The following is a 15,131-nucleotide window of genomic DNA, read 5'->3' as shown; positions in this document are numbered from 1 at the left end:
ACCGGACATGGAGTAGACGTGAGCTCCGGGACTGAGCATGAGGACCGCTTCCGACGCGTCTACGCGGTCAACTTCGAAGCACTGCTGGCGTACGCGATGCGGCGCGTCGAGCAGCCCGAGGACGCGGCCGACGTGGTCGCCGAGACCTTCCTGGTCGCCTGGCGGCGCAGCCGCGAGATGCCGCCGGAGGCCGAGGCCCGGCTGTGGCTGCATGGCGTGGCCCGGCGGGTGCTGGCCAACCACCACCGCGGCGGGGCGCGCCGGGGGCGGTTGGGTGATCGGTTGCGGCAACGGTTCAGGGCGGCCGTGGCCGTCGACCCGGGCAGCGAGGTGCCCGAGCGGCTCACCGTCCGGGCCGCGTTGGCCCGGCTCAACGAGGTGGACCGAGAGGTGCTGATGCTGACCTTCTGGGAGGGGTTGGAGCCGCGCGAGGTTGCCGTGGTCCTCCAGGTGAGCCCGGCCGCGGTCCGTACGCGACTGTCCCGCGCCCGAGCCCGGTTGCGGGACCTCATCGGTGACGACCTCGACCCACCCGGACATGTACTCGACGTCATGGCCGTACGCGCCCCCGAGGAGGGCAGATGACCGACGAACAGCTCGACCGGAGACTCCGCGACGCCGACCCGTACCGACCCGAGGTCATCGCGCACCTCGACGGGGTCGCGCAGGACCTCCTGGAGGAGATCATGTCCACGCCGATCCTCGAATCCGTCACCGAGCCACCGGGCAAGCGCTCCCGACCACGCCACCGCCTGATGGGCGGTCTCGCCAGCGCAGGCATCGCGGCCGCCGTACTCGGCATCGTATTCGGCGCCTCCATTCTGAAGACCGATCAGCCAGGGAGCCACGAAGCGTCTCCGGAAACGAGTTCCACCTCCCAGGCGCCGGCGGCGACCGCCTATTCGGCGATGGTGCTCAAGGCGGCCGAGGAGAACCCGCGGCTGCTGATCGACCAGCCCGGCTGGAAGGCAACGCACGTCTACGGGTTCGCCACGAAGATGGGCAGCATCACCTACAGCAATGGTGCGCACCACCTCAGGATGGACTGGTACCCGGCCAGCGAGTACGACGATTACCGCAAGGATCGGCTCGAGGTCAGCAAGCCGGAGCCGGTGCAGGTCGACCGCTGGCCGGGTGAGCTGTTCCGATACAACGCGAGCGACTTCGCGGTCATGCTCCGGCCTCGCGACGGCTCCTTCGTCGAGATGCGCGCCGCGAGCGCCTGGACGCGCAGCGATCTCGATCGCGTTCTCGCCAGCGTGGTCCGGGTCGACGCCCGTACGTGGCTGGCCGCGCTCCCGGCGGAGATCGTCACGCCGGGGCTGGTGAACGAGCGGGCGGCAGCGGTGCTCGCCGACGTGCCGCTCCCCCCGGGCTTCGACCCCGCCACGCTGAGCGTCGAGGGCGTCAACTCCCCCTATCACTTCGGCGTACGGGTGATCGGCCCGGTCGGCTGTGCGTGGATCACCGAATGGACGCGCGCGAAGAAGAGTAACGACGACGCGGCTCTCCGGCGGGCGGCTGACGCCTTGCGCAGCAGCCACAACTGGAAGGTGCTCCAGCAGATGGACGCCGAGGGTGACTGGCCGAACGGGTTCTGGGAGACCGCCGACAGGGTGGCCTCAGGTGAGCCTGTCCACCCCAAGATGATGAACCCCTGCGATACGGGGCAGTAGCTGACCGTCGAGGCTGCTCGGGGACGGCGACGTGCCGGTCCCGGGCAGCCCGGCATCCAGCGCGCTCAGGCGCTCTCCTCCTCAGGGGCGCGCTTGGCGCGGCTGGGCTGCACCCGCTTCGGTTCGCCGGGCATCTTCGGGTGGTCCGGCGGGTAGGGCAGGTCACCCTGGCCGGCGGCGGCGTCCCGTTCGGCCCACTCCAACAGCGGTGTGATGTCCCACGGGGCGTCGTCGATGCCGGCGTGCGGGTCGCCGCGCTCGGCGAGCCGGGCCGGGACGGTACGCAGGTCGAAGTCGTCCGGGTCGACGTCGGGCAGCTCGTCCCAGGTGACCGGGGTCGAGACGGTGGCCCGCGCGTTGGCCCGCAGCGAGTACGCGCAGGCGATCGTCCGGTCCCGCGCCATCTGGTTGAAGTCGACGAAGACCCGACGGCCGCGCTCCTCCTTCCACCAGGCCGTGGTGACCAGGTCGGGGTGGCGGCGCTCCACCTCCCGAGCCAGCGCGATGGTGGCCCGGCGCACCTCGGTGAACGTCCAACGGGGCTGGATGCGCAGGTAGACGTGCACGCCCCGGCCACCGGAGGTCTTCGGCCAACCGGTCACACCCAGCTCGTCGAGGACGGCGCGGACCTCCCCGGCGGCCCGCGCCGCGTCGGCGAAGTCGGTGCCGGGCTGCGGGTCCAGGTCGATGCGCAGCTCGTCGGGCCGGTCGACGTCGGCGGCGCGCACCGGCCACGGGTGGAACACGATGGTGCCCATCTGCGCCGCCCAGGCCACGTGCGCCAGATCGACCGGGCAGAGCTCCGCCGCGCTCCGACCGCTCGGGAAGGTGATCTCGGCAGTCGTCACCCAGGGAGGCACGCCCCGAGTGGGCACCCGCTTCTGGAAGAACATCTCGCCCTCGACGCCCTCGGGGAAGCGTTGCAGCGTGGTGGGCCGGTCCCGCAGGGCACGCATGATCCCGTCGCCCACCGCGAGGTAGTAGTGGAAGACGTCCGCCTTGGTGAAGCCCCGCTGCGGGAAGATCACCCGATCGGGGCTGCTCAGTCGAACGCTGTGCCCGGCCACGTCGACCTCGGCGACCGCTGCCTTTGTGCCAGCCATCTCGCGACCATATGCCACAGCCCCGACGTTCGACGTACCGTTGACGGGTGAGTCTTGACGACAACGAGCTGCCCCGCACCGAGGACGAGTGGCGGGTCCGGTTGACCCCCGAGGAGTTCCACGTCCTGCGGGAGGCCGGCACCGAACGCCCCTGGACCGGCGAGTACGTGGACACGAAGACGGCCGGCGTCTACAACTGCCGAGCCTGCGGGCTGGAGCTCTTCTCCAGCGACACGAAGTTCGACTCGCACTGCGGGTGGCCGAGCTTCGACGACGCCATCCCGGGCCGGGTCAAGGAGATCGAGGACCGCAGCCTCGGCATGGCCCGCACGGAGATCCGCTGCGCCCGCTGTAACAGCCACCTCGGGCACGTCTTCCACGGCGAGGGCTTCACCCCGAAGGACACCCGGCACTGCGTCAACTCGGTCTCCATCCGGCTGGAACCCCGCTGACCTGAGCTGTCCGAGCGCCGTGCGGCAGGCGCGCGCTCACGGCGTACCGCCGAGCAGCTCGACCTCGGCGGTGCGGGACTGCTCGATCCGCCGGGCCAGGTCACGGACCCGCTCGTTTCGGCCGACGCCGACCTGGGCTCGGGCCAGGTCGGCCGCCGCCCGCTGGTGGTCGGCGAGCACCTCGCGCAGTGTCCGGTCGACGTCCGCGTCGGGCGCGGTCCGCAGCCGGTCGAGTGCGGCCTCGTCACCATGGCCTTCGTGATGGTGTACGACCGCGCTGGCGCCCGGCCCGGCGGTGGGCAGCCAGCCTCGCATCGCGGACAGCTCGTCGGCCTCGGTCGCCTCGATGGCGGCGGCCAGGGTGCGCAGCGCGTCGTCGCGCACCCGGTCGCGAGCGAGCCGGACGATCTGCAGGGTGCGTTCGCTGTGTCCGACCATCGTGCTCAGGAACACCACGTCGATCCCGCTCATCTCGGCCACGTCGGCCGGGGAACCAGCCACCGCGGACCCGGCCACCGCCGAGCCGGCCGGGGACGCGGGGGCTGGTTGTGGCACGGCTGACGGGCTCGACGGGGGCGACCCGGCGCAGGCGCTGGTGAGCAGCAGCGCGGCGACGAGGGATGCCAGACGGGTACGGCGGGGCATGCCGGGTGCTCCGTTCACGCGAGGGCGGCGACACGGGTGCGACCAGGGGCCGCACCCGTGCGGTCAGACCTGAAGCCAGAGCGCCGGTACGTTCGGCGGCTCCCACCCGGGGATCGCCGTGTGCGCCTGCCGGCAGCGGTACGTCTGCCCGCCGTAGGTGACCTGGTCGCCGACCTGGTACGCCCGGCCGGTCGTCCAACTGCCGCCCGGGGCGGGCGTCGTGGGCGGCGCGGTGGTCGGGGTGGGCCGTGGGGTGGGTGAGGTGCTCGGGGTGGGGGTGGGCGCCGGTCCGCCTCCGCCGCCGATCTGCACGTCGATGCAGGAGTAGAAGGCGTTCGCGGTGTCGGAGATGTTCCAGACGGCGAGGATCTTCTGCCGGCCGGAGAAGCCGCCGAGGTTGACGGTGTGCGAGACGGTCGCCCCCGGCTGCTGGCCGTTGCCGTTGACCACGCCGACCCGGGTGTTGCCGATCCAGTACTCCCAGTTACTGGTGGCGTGCCGGGCGGTGTTCACCCAGGTGAAGGTCAGTGAGCTGCCGACCGAGGTGGCCGGCCAGCCCCGGCTGTCGTCGTTGAGGACGGCAAACTGGGCGATCCCGGCGTTGCAGCTGCGCAGGCCCTTGGGCCCCTCGACGCTCTGCGGCTCGTACTTGATCTGCCCGCAGTCGGGCACCCGGCCCTGCGCGCAGAGCGCCTGCCGGCTCGGCGGGGCGGAGACGTAGCCGTGCGCCTGAGCGGGGGCGGCGACGGTGAGGGTGGCGGCGACGGCACCTGCCGCCACCAGCGGGACGGTGATTTTTCTACGCATCGGGGCGGCTCCTTCTCCAGTTCTGGTGAGGTGCCCCTCAACGTAATTTAAACATTGTTAACAGTAAAGACCTCCATCGATAAATACATCGATGGTGACGAGTTTTCTGGTCAGAGTCGGAGCAGGCTGCCACGGTCGTCGACCTGGTCGGCGGATTCGTCGTCCAGCCAGACGCCGCCGGAGGCGAGGTAGCGGAACCGGTACTCCCCGGGCGGGAGCTTCACGGTGACCGTCCGGGTGCCGTCGCGGCGGATCACCAGCTCGTGCCGGCCCGGCTCCCAGCCGTTGAAGGAGCCGACGACGCTCACCGGACCGGGCGGGGCGTCGCGAGGCAGACAGAAGGTGACCCGGGTCTGATTGCCGAAGAGCCTGTTGCGCTTGATCACTGTGATCCTCCGGGGGTTGCGGCGGTTCACCCGGCACAACGGGCAACACGCCGGGGCCGACACGCCGCCCATCCCACCGAACACCGACATTTCACTGCCCCCATGTCCTAACTCGGGAGATTCTGGTGGTACATGTCCTGATACGGGAGGTTAGCCATGGCAACGTGCGAGGTCTGCGGCAACGACTACTGGATGGCGTTCGAGGTGCACACCGTCAGCGGCGACGTGCACACCTTCGACTCGTTCGAGTGCGCGGTCCACCGGATGGCACCGATCTGCGAGCACTGCCAGGTCAAGATCGTCGGGCACGGCGTCGAGGTCAACGGCCGGTTCTTCTGCTGCGGACACTGCGCCCGCGCGGTCGAGGGCGCCGAGGGCGCCGAGATCCGCGACGCCGTCGGCGCACGCCCAGCCTGACCACGCCACGCCCTGCGGTACGGTCGTCCCCATGCGGCCGTTGCTGGGCGTCCTGCCCCCACCGCGCTCCTGAGCGGAGCGCCGTGCCTTCGCCGACCGGGTGACTGACCCGGCTCGGCCAGTTCGCCGTACGCGCTCCGTCGACGTCGTCCCCGTCAACGGCTCACCCCTCGGAGCGCATCCGTGTCCACCTCCCGTACCGCGCCGCTGGCCGCCTCGGCCCCAGCGGTCACCCAGGCCCGCACCGGCCTGATCCAGATCACCGTCACCGGCGTGCTGTGGGGCACGACCGGCGTGGCGGTGCAACTCCTGCGCGAGAGCACCGGGCTCAGCCCGGTGAGCATCGGCTTCCACCGCCTCGCGATCGCCGCGCTCGTCCTGCTGGCGTGCACCGCCGGTCGGCTCGGCACGATCCTGGCCGCCCTGCGCGCGGCACCCGTACCGCTGCTGCTCACCGGCGTCGGCCTCGGTCTCTACCAGGCGCTCTACTTCGCCGCCGTGGCCTGGGCCGGCGTCAGCGTGGCCACCGTCGTCAGCCTGGGCCTGGCCCCGGTGCTCGCCGCGACCTGGGAGTCGGTGCGCGCCCGACGGCTCCCCGGCCCGCTGCGACTCGGCACGCTGGTCGCGGCCGTGGCCGGCCTCGCCCTGATCACCGGCGCCACGGCGGACCCCGGCGCCGCGACGCCCGCCCCACTGCTCGGCCTGCTCGCGGCGGCCGGTTCCGGCCTGGGGTACGCGGTGACCACCCTGATCAGCCGGCAGGTGTCGCAGCGCGCCACGCCGATGACGCTGACCACCATCTCCACCACGGTCGGAGCGCTGACCCTGGCACCGTTCGCCCTGGTCGCCGGCGTCAGCGCGCCGGTACGCCTCGACACCGTGGCACTGCTGCTGCACCTCGGCGTGGTCACTACCGCGGTGGCGTACGCGCTGTTCTACGCCGGGCTGCGCACCACCCCGGGCAGCGTCGCCGCCGTGCTGACCCTGCTCGAACCGCTCACCGCCGCGGCACTGGCGGTGGCACTGCTGCACGAACCGCTCCCGTTGCCGGTCATCGGCGGCGGCCTACTGCTGCTCACCGCCGTGGCCGCCACCTACCTGGCACCCGCCAGCCTGAAGACACCGTGAGCGGACCCGGCCGGGTCGGACGCGCCCGACCCGGCCGGGCGGCACGGCCTACCATCGGTGGGTGCCCCAGCAGACCACCGAAATCCGGACGGCCTCCTTCGCCGACCTGAACGCCCGCACCTTCCACGATTTGCTCAAGCTGCGCATCGACGTGTTCGTGGTGGAGCAGCACTGCCCGTACCCGGAACTCGACGGCCGGGACGTGGAGCCGGGCACCCGGCATCTCTGGCTGACCGACGGCGGCGCGCCGCTGGCGTACCTGCGGATCCTGGCCGACCCCGACGGCACCGCCCGGATCGGTCGGGTGGTGGTGGCGCCGACGGCGCGCGGCGGCGGGCACGCCGGCCGACTGATGACGGCGGCGCTGGAGGTGCTGGGCAACCGGCCCTGCGTGCTGGAGGCCCAGTCGCACCTGGTCGCGTTCTACGCCCGGCACGGCTTCGCGGTCAGCGGCCCGGAGTACGTCGAGGACGGCATCCCGCACACGCCGATGCGACGCGATCCCATTGACGCCTGACTATCGACCTGGCATGGTGCCGGGTAGAGCCATCGCAGGAGCCAGCGAATAGGCCCGGGAGTGGGCAACTCCCGGCGGTCCGGGTGTCGTCGTCCGACCTCATCCCCCCGGGGGCTCCATGTCCACTCTCGCCCGATCCCCACGCGTGCTCCGGCCGCTCGCCGTCGCGGCGGCCGCCACGCTCCTGCTGGCCACCGCGCTGATCACGGTGCTGGTCCAGCCCGCCTCCGCGCACGGCTCGGTCGTCGACCCGGCCTCGCGCAACTACAGCTGCTGGCAACGCTGGGGCAGCGACTTCCAGAACCCCCGGATGGCCACCGAGGACCCGATGTGCTGGCAGGCCTGGCAGGCCGACCCGTCCGCCATGTGGAACTGGAACGGCCTGTTCCGCGAGGGGGTGGCCGGCAACCACCAGGGTGCCGTCCCCAACGGCCAGCTGTGCAGCGGCGGGCGCACCCAGAGCCCTCGCTACAACGCGCTGGACACCATCGGCGCCTGGAAGACCACCTCGGTGTCGAACAACTTCCGGCTCCGCTTCTTCGACCAGGCCAGTCACGGCGCCGACTACATCCGGGTGTACGTGACGAGGCAGGGCTTCAACGCGCTCACCGAGCCGCTCGGTTGGGACGACCTGGAGCTGGCCGGCCAGATCGGCAACACCCCGGCCTCGCAGTGGGATCAGGACACCGGTGGCGTCTCCATCCAGATCCCGGTCAACGCGTCGGGACGCACCGGGAGGCACATCGTCTACACCGTCTGGCAGGCCAGCCACCTGGACCAGTCGTACTACCTGTGCAGCGACGTCACCTTCGGCGGAACGAGCACCCCTCCACCGACCACCGCACCGCCGACGACTCCCCCGCCCACCACGCCGCCACCCACCACGCCCCCGCCCACCACCGCACCGCCGACCACCCCGCCGCCGACCCTGCCGCCGGCCGGGGCGTGCACGGCGACGTACCAGGTCACCGGCCAGTGGGCCGGAGGCTTCCAGGCTGAAGTGAAGGTGACCGCCGGCGGCTCGCCCACCCGGGGCTGGTCGGTGAGCTGGAACTACGGCAACGGCCAACAGGTCGCCTCGTCGTGGAACGCCACCGTCAGCACCAACGGCACGCTGGTCACCGCGCGCAACGTCAACTACAACGGCAACCTCGCCGCCGGAGCGAGCACCACGTTCGGTCTGCTCGGCTCGTGGAACGGCAGCAACCCGGTTCCGCTGGTCTCCTGCACGACGACCAGTTGACCCCCGTCCGGTGCCGCACCCGGGCGGGGGTGCGGCACCGGCCGGTGGTAATTCGATGGCACGCTCCCGCCACCCCGGGGCACCATCCCCGCATGATCGAGATGCGGGTACTCACCCCCGACGACTGGCCGACCTGGCGCGAGTTGCGGCTGGCCGCCCTCGCCGAGGCGCCGGAGGCGTTCGGGTCCCGGCTCGCCGACTGGCAGGGCGAGGGCGACCGCGAGCAGCGCTGGCGCGACCGGCTGAGCATCCCCGGCTCACACAACCTGGTGGCCGTCCTGGACGGACGTCCGGTCGGGATGGCCAGCGGCGTACCCACGGCGGACCCACTCCTGATGGAGCTGATCTCGATGTGGGTGCACCCCGACGCCCGCGGCCGGAAGGTCAGCAACCTCCTGGTGGACACGGTGGCGCGCTGGGCCCGCGAAAGCGGCGCCGACCGGCTACGCCTCAGCGTCATGCCTAACAACGCGCGGGCGAAGGCCCTCTACCGTCGCACCGGCTTCACCCAGACCGACGAGTTGGGCGATCTCCTGCCCGACGGCGTGAGCCGCGAACAGGTCATGCTCCGCCCGCTGTGAACCGGGTCAGATCAGGCAGTTGACGATCTCGCCAACCGACCGCCGGCGGCCCGTGTAGAAGGGAACCTCCTCGCGGACGTGCCGGCGTGCGCCAGAGGCACGCAGGTCACGCATCAGGTCGACGATGCGGTGCAACTCGTCGGCCTCGAACGCGAGCATCCACTCGTAGTCACCCAACGCGAACGAGGCGACCGTGTTGGCCCGTACGTCCGGGTAGCCGCGGGCCATCTTCCCGTGCTCGGCCAGCATCTCGCGCCGCTCGGCGTCGGGCAGCAGGTACCACTCGTAGGAGCGGATGAACGGGTAGACGCAGATGTAGGGGCGGGCCTCCTCGCCGGCCAGGAACGCCGGGATGTGGCTCTTGTTGAACTCTGCCGGCCGGTGCAGCGCCATCTGCGACCAGACCGGGGTCAGCGCCCGCCCCAGCGTGGTGCGACGGAACCGCAGGTACGCGTCCTGCAGAGCGTCGCTGGACGCGGAGTGCCACCAGATCATCACGTCCGCGTCGGCACGCAGACCGGAGACGTCGTACACGCCCCGAACCACCACGTCCTTGCCGGCCAACTCGGCGAAGAGAGCGTCGACCTCGTGGGTGACGTTGTCCCGCAACGATGGCAGCGGGGCGCTGGCCCGGAACACCGACCACATCGTGTAGCGGATGCTGTCGTTCAGCTCCCGCAGACGGGCCGCGTTGGTCTGCTCGGTCATCTCGCCGATCCTCCCAGTGCTGTGATGATCTCTTCGGCCGCCGTCTCGCCGGAGCGGACGCAGACCGGGATGCCGACGCCGTCGTAACCGGCGCCGGCGAGGACCAGGGTGCGGTGCGCGGCCCGCAACGCCGTCCGCGCGGCGACGACCCGGTCGGCGTGCCCCGGGGCGTACTGGGGCAGCGCCCCGCCCCACCGCTGCACGTGCCCGTCGACCGGGGCGGGCAGCGGGGTGCCGAGCACCGCCGAGAGCTCTCGATGCACGGTGGTCGCCAGGTCCGCGTCGGGGCGCTGCAGGTGCGCCTCCTCGCCGTAGCGGCCCACCGACGCGCGCACCAACGCCAACCCGTCCGGTCGGCGCAGGTGCCCCCACTTCGTGGTGAAGAAGGTGGCGGCCTTGATCAGCAGTCCTTCGGTGCTGGGCACCAGGAAGCCCGACAACTCGGGCAGTTGCGGCTGCGGCACCGCCAGGGTGACCAACGCGACGCTCGCGTAGTCCAGCTCCCCGACGCTCGCCGCGGCCGCCGGGGCCGGACCCGCGAGCAGCCGGGCCGCCGGTCGCGCCGGCACCGCCAGCACCACGGCGTCCACGTCGACCAGCTCCGGATCACGCGTGGGGCCGACCGTGAGCCGCCAACCCGTGTCGGTCGGGGTCAACTCACGGACGGCGGCGTCCCGTCGTACCGTCGCGCCGCTGGCCTTCACCGCCGCCTCGACCAGGGTGCTGAGCCCACCGACCAGGGTGCCGAAGACCGGGGCGCCGGGTGCGCGCGGCGCGGCGGCCTGCGCCGCCCGAACCGCGCCGGTCAGGGTGTGCTCCACCCGGGCCGTGCGGGCCAGCGCCGGCATCGTCGTGACCAGGGAGAGATCGTCGGCACGGCCCGCGTACACGCCGCCCAGCATCGGGTCGACCAGCCGCTCGACCACCTCGTCACCGAAGCGGGACCGGACCAGCGCGCCCACCGACACGTCCGCGTCCGGCCCGACCAGCGGCCGACCACCGTCGGTGTCGGCGTCCGTCCTCGGGCGGGCCACCGTGGTCACCCGGTCCAGATCCCCGGGTACGCCCACCAGGGTGCCGCCCGGGATGGGGCGCAACCCCCCGTCGATGACCAGCGCGGCCTGCCCGACCGTGGGGTGCACGATCCGGTCGGCCAGCCCGAGCCTGCGGGCCAACGCCACCGCCGCGCTCTCGGCGCCCGTCGGGTCGCGCATCAGGAACGACTCGGCGCCGAGCTCCACCGGCTGGCCAGCCAGCTCCCCGGTGCGCAGCTTGCCGCCCAGCGCGCCGGACTGCTCGTACACCGTGATCTCGGTGCCGGCCGGTGCGCGGTCGCGCAACCGGACCGCGGCGGCCAACCCGGCGATCCCGCCGCCGACCACCGCCACCCGCCAGGGCTGCCGCATCGCCGGTCAGCCCTGGTCGACCCGGCGGCTGGAAAGCTCGTGCACCAGCGCGACCACCCGGGTCAACACCTCCGGGTCGGTTTCCGGCAGCACGCCGTGGCCGAGGTTGAACACGTGCCCGGGGGCCGCCGCGCCCTGGGCCAGAATGCGGCGCACCTCGGCCTCCACGACCGGCCACGGCGCGAGCAGCACGCACGGGTCCAGGTTGCCCTGCACCGCCTTGCCCGAACCGATCCGGTGCGTCGCCACGTCCAGCGGGGTACGCCAGTCGACACCGACCACGTCCGCGCCGGCCTCACCCATCGCGCCGAGCAGCTCGGCGGTGCCCACCCCGAAGTGGATCCGCGGCACCCCGGCGTTAACCAGCCCGCTCAGCACGGCGGTCGAGTGCGGCAGCACGTAACGGCGGTAGTCGGCCTCGGAGAGCGCGCCCGCCCACGAGTCGAACAGCTGCACGGCGGACACGCCGGCCTCGATCTGCACCCGCAGGAAGGCCAGCGTCACCTCGGCCAGCCGGCCGCAGAGCGCGTGCCACAGCGCCTCGTCGCCGTACATCAGGGCCTTGGTCTTCGCGTGGGTCCGCGACGGCCCACCCTCGACCAGGTAGCTGGCCAGGGTGAACGGCGCGCCGGCGAAACCGATCAGCGGGGTGTCGCCCAGCTCGACCACCAACTGCCGGACGGCCTCATCCACGTACGAGACGTCGTCGCGGGTGATCGGGCGGATCCGCTCGACGTCGGCGGCGGTGCGGATCGGCTCGGCGACCACCGGGCCGGTGCCCGGCACGATGTCCAGGTCGACCCCGGCCGCGGCGACCGGCACCACGATGTCGCTGAACAGGATCGCCGCGTCCACTCCGTGCCGGCGCACCGGCTGGAGGGTGATCTCGGTGACCAACTCCGGGCGACGGCAGGACTCCAGCATCGGCACGCTCGCCCGGATCTCCCGGTATTCCGGCAGGGAGCGACCGGCCTGGCGCATGAACCAGACCGGCGTGTGCGGGACGGGCCGGCGTCGGCAGGCCCGGATGAAGGGCGAGTCGGCCGGTCCGCCGGGGCGGGGTTCTCCGTCTCGGGCGGCAGTGCCCGTGGTGTCCGTGGTCATCGCCGCAATCGTGCCACGCCCACCGCCCCCACCCCGCCGGGGGTGAAAGGAAGGAGACCTGGTCGACGTCTCCGGTGGAGCAGGGACCCCTTGTCAACGCCCGAACGTCGGCCCAATCGACTCGCCCCGGCGTCCCGGATGGCCGGGCCCCGGCGGACGGGAACGGCCGTCCGGTCCGGTCTCGGCGCGCCGTCGAAGCAGGGGGGCGGACGGCGGCATAGGCTGCCGACATGGCCCCCCCGATCGCGCTCCCGGAGACGTTCGCCCGCGCGGTCGCCGGGCTGCGGTCGGCGGCCCCCCGGCCGGAGATCACTCTGGAGGAGGTCGGCGCACCCCAGCGGCTGGCCCCGTTCACGTTCGCGCTCTCCGCGACCGTGCTGCGCGACGGCGACGAGGTGGCCACCGGCCGGCTGATCCTGCTGCACGACCCGGTCGGCCACGAGGCGTGGCAGGGCACCCTGCGGTTGGTCACCTACGTGACCGCCGAGTTGGAGGTCGACCTGGCCGCCGACCCGCTGCTGCCCGGGGTCGGCTGGACGTGGCTGACCGACGCGTTGGACACCCAGGGCGCTGGCCACCGGGCGATCGGCGGGACGGTGACGCAGACCATGTCGACCCGGTTCGGCGACCTCGCCGGCCCGCCGACCGTCGGCGACATCGAGATCCGCGCCTCCTGGACGCCCGTCGACGACGAGCTGACCCCACACCTGCTCGGCTGGTGTGCACTGCTCGCCTCCACGGCCGGCCTGCCGCCACCGGGGGTCACGGCCCTGTCCGACCGCCGCCCCGCCGGCGCAGCCTGAACGACCCACCCACGCGCCGCCCCGATGCAGCGGCGTCGATCATGCAGTTGTGGTGGGCGAGATGCCCCTCGGCGCGGCATTTGCGGGGCACCAGAAGTCCATGATCGACGAAGGCTTCGGCACGGGCGTCGCTTACAGGTAGTTCTCCGCCTCGTTGCAGACCTTGTCGAGGTCCTTCATCGCCGCGTCGTACGCGCCCCTGTTGCCAGCCGCCGCCGCTCCCAGCGCGGTCGTCAGCTTGTCCAGGCAGCTCGCGATGACCGTCTTCTGCCGGGCCTGCTCGTCGCGATCGTTGCGGGTGCCGGTCAGGTCCTGCTCGGTGTTGTCGAGCTCCTGCTGCATGGCCTGCAGATCGGTGTTCAGCTTCGTGATCTCGGCGGTGCTGGCGGCGATGGTGTCGTCGCGCTGGCTGACCTGACCGGTAAGGCGCTTTTCGGTGCGGTTCAGCTCGTTGTTCTTCGTCACGAACAGCCCGGTCATCACCGCGCTGACGACGAAGAGCAGCGCGACCACCAGGGCCAGCACCAGCACCGCAGGACGTCGCCCGGTCGACGGCGCACCGGCCGGGCCGTACGCCGGCGCCATGGCGGGCGGCGCGGACATCGGCTGCCCGTACCCGGGGCCGGGCACCGGCGGCGCGGAGACCGGACCGGGGTACGGCGGGGTGCTGGCCGGGTAGCCCGGCGGCACGCTGTACTGCGGTGGCACAGGCGGGTGCGCACCGTACTGCGGCGGGACCTGGCCCGGGGCGTACGGCTGCGGCACGGTCGGGTCGGCGCTGGTAGACGGCGGCGGGGCCTGCTGCGGAACGGCCTGCTGCGGCACTGTCCGGTCCGGGTCGGGCGGCGGGGAGAAGGCCGGCAGCGGACCCTCCGGCCCGGGCGGTGGTTGGGTCATCTTCGCTCCTGGAGGTGCGCAGGTCCCGCGTCGGCAGGCGCGGTGGGATTGTCAGCAGATCTTGAACCCGTCGCAGGCGACCTTGATCGGTACGGCGAGCCCGATGCCCTCGGCGTTGCGTGCCTTGGCGGTGGCGATGCCGACCACCTGCTTGCTGCCGTTGATCACCGGCCCGCCGGAGTTGCCCGGGTTGATCGGGGCGTCGAACTGGATCGCCGGCCCGGACCCGCCCTGGGCGGGGCGCAACGCGCTCACCACACCGGTGGTGACGCTGTCCTCCAGGCCGAGCGGAGCGCCGACGACGACGATCTGCTGGCCGGACTTCGCCGCGGCGGGCGCGGTGACCAGGCCGGTGAACTTGCCGCTGGTACGCAGGTGCGCCACATCATTGGCCTTGTCGACCTTGACGATCGTGGCGGGGAAACGCTGGCTGGTGCGCTCCAGGAAGACTTCGCGGTCTCCGCTGTCCCAGACCGCCTCCACGACGTGGAAGTTGGTGAACAGGTTTGTCCCGCCCTCGGCCGTCGGCTTGCCCACCGCGAACGCGGTGCCGGTGAACTGACCGGCCCGGACCCGGAACACGCTGGGCAGCACCGCGCTGGCCACCGCCTCCGGATTGAAGGCGGCACCCGCCTGCTTCTCCAACGCCTCCGCGCGCTCGTCCAGGCCGTCGAGGCGGGCGCCGTCGCCGTCCTGGGCCTGCGCCAGCCGGCGGTCCGTGTCGGCGAGCCGCTGGCCGAGACGATCTAGCTGGTACGCCTGCAGCCCGGCCACCGCGGCCAGCACGACGATGGCCAGCGTGGCGAGAACGGCCGGCCAGCGGCGGCGGGTGGGTCGGACGGCCGGCGGTGCCGCACCTGGCCAACCGGCGTGTCCAGCGGCGGCGAGGGGCTGGACGCCGCCCGGTGGCGGGTAGCCGCCCGCCGTCGGGAAGCTGGGTGCGGCCGGTGGGTAGCTGGCGGCTGCCGCCGGAGCAGCCGGCCCGTACGGCCCGGCCGACGGGGTGCCCCACTGGCCGGTGTTGGGCGGAACGGGCCGGTCGGCGCGGGGTGCCGGAACGGGCCGGGACGGGACAGCGCCGCCAGCCGGGGGCGTGGACCAGGTCGGCGGGGCACTCGGGTAGGGCTCGGCACGCGGTGGCGGCGGCCCAGGCCGGCCCGCCGTCGGGCCGCCCACGTCGTCGGGCTCGGCACCCGCCGGTCGCCCGTCCCCCGAACCGAAGCCAGCCGTCATGGTCGCCGCGCCTCTCCCCGTGGTC

At 72.6% G+C, this 15,131-nt stretch carries 18 protein-coding genes; 9 read left to right on the top strand and 9 right to left on the bottom strand.

Going from position 1 to position 15,131, the window contains the following annotated elements:
- Positions 1-18: 18 nt before the first annotated feature.
- Both HNR20_RS22165 and HNR20_RS22160 read left to right on the top strand, forming a co-directional pair.
- Positions 19-585, top strand: coding sequence for an RNA polymerase sigma factor (locus HNR20_RS22165; RefSeq protein ID WP_184182974.1), 567 nt, complete (start codon positions 19-21; stop codon positions 583-585).
- A gap of 101 nt (positions 586-686) precedes the next feature.
- Entirely contained in the window at positions 687-1,676 is a 990-nt protein-coding gene (locus tag HNR20_RS22160) for a hypothetical protein (protein ID WP_184182972.1), read from the top strand.
- 65 nt (positions 1,677-1,741) lie between these two features.
- On the opposite strand, the gene ligD is transcribed toward HNR20_RS22160, so the two are convergent.
- Complete coding sequence (gene ligD / locus HNR20_RS22155; protein ID WP_184182970.1) at positions 1,742-2,779, bottom strand: non-homologous end-joining DNA ligase; 1,038 nt, start codon at positions 2,777-2,779, stop codon at positions 1,742-1,744.
- A gap of 47 nt (positions 2,780-2,826) precedes the next feature.
- On the opposite strand from ligD, the gene msrB reads away from it, so the two are divergent.
- Positions 2,827-3,231, top strand: a complete 405-nt coding sequence (msrB, locus tag HNR20_RS22150) for a peptide-methionine (R)-S-oxide reductase MsrB (RefSeq protein ID WP_184182968.1) — start codon at positions 2,827-2,829, stop codon at positions 3,229-3,231.
- Positions 3,232-3,267: 36 nt separating this feature from the next.
- Here the strand turns inward: msrB and HNR20_RS22145 are convergent, their stop codons facing one another.
- The 3 genes from HNR20_RS22145 to HNR20_RS22135 form a co-directional block, all read right to left on the bottom strand.
- Positions 3,268-3,876: a DUF305 domain-containing protein gene (locus HNR20_RS22145; protein ID WP_184182966.1), complete on the bottom strand. Its 609-nt coding sequence runs from the start codon at positions 3,874-3,876 to the stop codon at positions 3,268-3,270.
- Positions 3,877-3,939: 63 nt separating this feature from the next.
- Positions 3,940-4,683, bottom strand: coding sequence for a lytic polysaccharide monooxygenase (locus HNR20_RS22140; RefSeq protein ID WP_184182964.1), 744 nt, complete (start codon positions 4,681-4,683; stop codon positions 3,940-3,942).
- Positions 4,684-4,793: 110 nt separating this feature from the next.
- Positions 4,794-5,069 carry an isoamylase early set domain-containing protein gene (locus HNR20_RS22135; protein WP_184182961.1) on the bottom strand — a complete coding sequence of 92 codons (276 nt, stop codon included), beginning with the start codon at positions 5,067-5,069 and terminating at the stop codon, positions 4,794-4,796.
- A gap of 156 nt (positions 5,070-5,225) precedes the next feature.
- Here HNR20_RS22135 and HNR20_RS22130 point away from each other — a divergent pair, with 156 nt between their 5' ends.
- The 5 genes from HNR20_RS22130 to HNR20_RS22110 all read left to right on the top strand — a co-directional run bounded on the left by HNR20_RS22130 (position 5,226) and on the right by HNR20_RS22110 (position 8,955).
- A complete protein-coding gene (locus tag HNR20_RS22130; RefSeq protein ID WP_110563403.1) occupies positions 5,226-5,486 on the top strand; it encodes a metallothionein in 261 nt (86 codons plus the stop codon).
- Positions 5,487-5,669: 183 nt separating this feature from the next.
- A complete protein-coding gene (locus HNR20_RS22125; RefSeq protein WP_229687381.1) occupies positions 5,670-6,614 on the top strand; it encodes a DMT family transporter in 945 nt (314 codons plus the stop codon).
- 61 nt (positions 6,615-6,675) lie between these two features.
- The gene (locus tag HNR20_RS22120; RefSeq protein WP_184182958.1) at positions 6,676-7,131 is read left to right on the top strand and encodes a GNAT family N-acetyltransferase; all 456 of its coding nucleotides are present in this window, start codon (positions 6,676-6,678) and stop codon (positions 7,129-7,131) included.
- A 118-nt stretch (positions 7,132-7,249) separates the two neighbouring features.
- Positions 7,250-8,374: a lytic polysaccharide monooxygenase auxiliary activity family 9 protein gene (locus tag HNR20_RS22115; RefSeq protein ID WP_184182955.1), complete on the top strand. Its 1,125-nt coding sequence runs from the start codon at positions 7,250-7,252 to the stop codon at positions 8,372-8,374.
- Positions 8,375-8,466: 92 nt separating this feature from the next.
- Positions 8,467-8,955, top strand: coding sequence for a GNAT family N-acetyltransferase (locus HNR20_RS22110; RefSeq protein ID WP_184182952.1), 489 nt, complete (start codon positions 8,467-8,469; stop codon positions 8,953-8,955).
- Positions 8,956-8,961: 6 nt separating this feature from the next.
- Here HNR20_RS22110 and hemQ read toward each other — a convergent pair whose 3' ends face one another.
- Genes hemQ through hemE form a run of 3 tightly spaced genes read right to left on the bottom strand, consistent with a single transcriptional unit; the run spans position 8,962 to position 12,173 of the window.
- The gene (gene hemQ, locus HNR20_RS22105; RefSeq protein ID WP_184182949.1) at positions 8,962-9,663 is read right to left on the bottom strand and encodes a hydrogen peroxide-dependent heme synthase; all 702 of its coding nucleotides are present in this window, start codon (positions 9,661-9,663) and stop codon (positions 8,962-8,964) included.
- Positions 9,660-11,069 carry a protoporphyrinogen oxidase gene (hemG, locus tag HNR20_RS22100; protein ID WP_184182948.1) on the bottom strand — a complete coding sequence of 470 codons (1,410 nt, stop codon included), beginning with the start codon at positions 11,067-11,069 and terminating at the stop codon, positions 9,660-9,662. Before hemG ends, hemQ begins: the two co-directional genes overlap by 4 nt.
- A 6-nt stretch (positions 11,070-11,075) precedes the next feature.
- Positions 11,076-12,173: a uroporphyrinogen decarboxylase gene (gene hemE / locus HNR20_RS22095; protein WP_184182947.1), complete on the bottom strand. Its 1,098-nt coding sequence runs from the start codon at positions 12,171-12,173 to the stop codon at positions 11,076-11,078.
- Positions 12,174-12,403: 230 nt separating this feature from the next.
- Between hemE and HNR20_RS22090 the strand changes: the two genes are divergently transcribed.
- Positions 12,404-12,976, top strand: a complete 573-nt coding sequence (locus HNR20_RS22090) for a DUF3000 domain-containing protein (protein ID WP_184182946.1) — start codon at positions 12,404-12,406, stop codon at positions 12,974-12,976.
- A 132-nt stretch (positions 12,977-13,108) separates the two neighbouring features.
- Here the strand turns inward: HNR20_RS22090 and HNR20_RS22085 are convergent, their stop codons facing one another.
- Together HNR20_RS22085 and HNR20_RS22080 are read right to left on the bottom strand one after the other, a co-directional pair.
- On the bottom strand, positions 13,109-13,873 hold the full coding sequence (locus HNR20_RS22085; protein ID WP_184182944.1) for a hypothetical protein: 765 nt from the start codon (positions 13,871-13,873) through the stop codon (positions 13,109-13,111).
- 51 nt (positions 13,874-13,924) lie between these two features.
- Complete coding sequence (locus tag HNR20_RS22080) at positions 13,925-15,106, bottom strand: trypsin-like peptidase domain-containing protein (protein WP_184182941.1); 1,182 nt, start codon at positions 15,104-15,106, stop codon at positions 13,925-13,927.
- Positions 15,107-15,131 lie beyond the last annotated feature (25 nt).

This window comes from Micromonospora parathelypteridis, assembly GCF_014201145.1.
GTDB classification, from domain to species: Bacteria; Actinomycetota; Actinomycetes; order Mycobacteriales; family Micromonosporaceae; genus Micromonospora; species Micromonospora parathelypteridis.
This window is presented reverse-complemented; position numbering and strand designations above follow the sequence as displayed.